General features: G+C 49.6%; 1 protein-coding gene and 1 pseudogene. One reads left to right on the forward strand and one right to left on the reverse strand.

Going from position 1 to position 1,689, the window contains the following annotated elements; genetic code table 11:
• Nucleotides 1–186 precede the first annotated feature (186 nt).
• A pseudogene (locus tag ACZ6JY_RS40755) lies at nucleotides 187–650 on the forward strand (IS3 family transposase); the annotation flags it as partial.
• A 514-nt stretch (nucleotides 651–1,164) separates the two neighbouring features.
• On the opposite strand, the gene ACZ6JY_RS40760 reads toward ACZ6JY_RS40755, so the two are convergent.
• Nucleotides 1,165–1,647 carry a LysR substrate-binding domain-containing protein gene (locus tag ACZ6JY_RS40760; RefSeq protein WP_469204651.1) on the reverse strand — a complete coding sequence of 161 codons (483 nt, stop codon included), beginning with the start codon at nucleotides 1,645–1,647 and terminating at the stop codon, nucleotides 1,165–1,167.
• Nucleotides 1,648–1,689 lie beyond the last annotated feature (42 nt).

Genomic DNA, 1,689 nt, shown 5'->3' on the forward strand with positions numbered 1-1,689 from the left:
TGTGATGTTCCTGATTGTCGAGGCGGAAAAGGTGCTGACGCGCAGGTGGCGCAAAAAACATTTCTGACCGCCTTTATTCAAAGTTATCTCAGGTTGAGTGCATGTAGATACATACTTTTGGGTGTGTATCTACTCGCGACCAGCAATATAGAGATAATACGTTTAATAAAACCCAGGTGGTAAGGAATATTGAGTGACACGAATATCAATAAAGCCGTTAGGTTTATGTATGACGCGACCGGTGTGTCACGACGTCGTGTCTGCGGGCTTACAGGTATGTTTCTGTCGACCTGCGGCTACAGAGCTCAGCGTCCGGCGATTGATGCGTATTTATCAGGCGCATCACTGAACTGACACTGGAGTGCAGGCCGCTGTATCTGGCAGTGACTGCGCCGTGAAGGGCTTGCAATGGAACGTCTGCCGTTGTTCGGACTGGCGGCGCCCAACCTGAGCTGGTCAATGAACTTCGTCATGGACGCGCTGGCCCCCAGTCGCTGGAGCAAGTGCCTGACCTGTGTGGACGACATCACGAAGGCGTATCTAACCATTATCATCGTATTCGGGATTTTGGGGGCGTTCAGGTGAGGCGTATTCCTGACGGTATTGCACTGTTTCGAAGCTATCCGGGGACGATGAAAACAGACCCGGGCCACCCGGTGAAGAGGCGTTCAGGATAAAATACCGCTTCGCAGATCGTAATAGCTCAGGCAGTATTCAAAACCCATCATCACTATGTTTTCCTCATCCGTCAGCGTAAATGTGCCGATGCGTTCCGGTTACGGCCAGCGGCCAAATTTTTACTGCCTTCCTTAGTCACCTGAAGAGTTGTCTCATCATCGGGCGATCCATTATTTTTGCGGACAAAGCCGGCGTACAGACGTATTACACTTTGTGCAGGAAACAGAAACGCTGTCTATACCCGTCAGCGGGCATTTGCTGACTGGATAGATGAAATCTTTAGTTGATATGCCTGTTACCGCCATCCGGAGCACATTAAAAGTCAGCAGTATTCAGGGAATCTGGCAGGACGGCTGGCTTTGCTTCGCGGATGCGTCCATTCCGGAACGGCGGCTTCACAAATAAAGAGCTGTACCCAAAAATTCAATTCTCCGTTTTAAAAGTAACGCCTCCGGCTAAGAACGCCAGCCGCATCCGGGGCCTCTTTTAACTGAAATGTCTGAGTAAAATATCTTTAAGGATGTGAAAAACGGTCCTGATGCGTTGCGGTACAAGGGTCTGATAGGGCCGGTAAAGATAAAGCTGCCAGGTTTCCAGTTTTAGTTCCGGTAAAACATTCACCAGCCAGCCGTCTTTGATATCTTCCCTGCAGGCCAGATTACTCGACTGGATCACTGCTTTACCGGCTAATGCAGCCTGAATCTCAGACTGGGAGTCGGTAGTCATAAATTCAAGATGTCGTGGTACAAAAGTATCGACGCCATCGAGCATATATTCGAATACTTTGCCGGTTTCAGGATTCAACAGGCCACTGAAAGGATAGCGCTGGCGCAGATCGTCGAAATTTTTTGGCGCATCCAGCCTCTCAATGAGCCCGGGTGATGCCATCAGCGCGTGATGAACAAGCGTAATGGGCCTGATAATAAAGTTTGGATTTGGCTCCCGCTCAATACGGTTCCAGAATGTCATCGCTTAAAGGGAAAGGATTAGGGTCAATCCCACACACGATAC

It is taken from the genome of Streptomyces sp. NPDC046335, assembly GCF_055587985.1.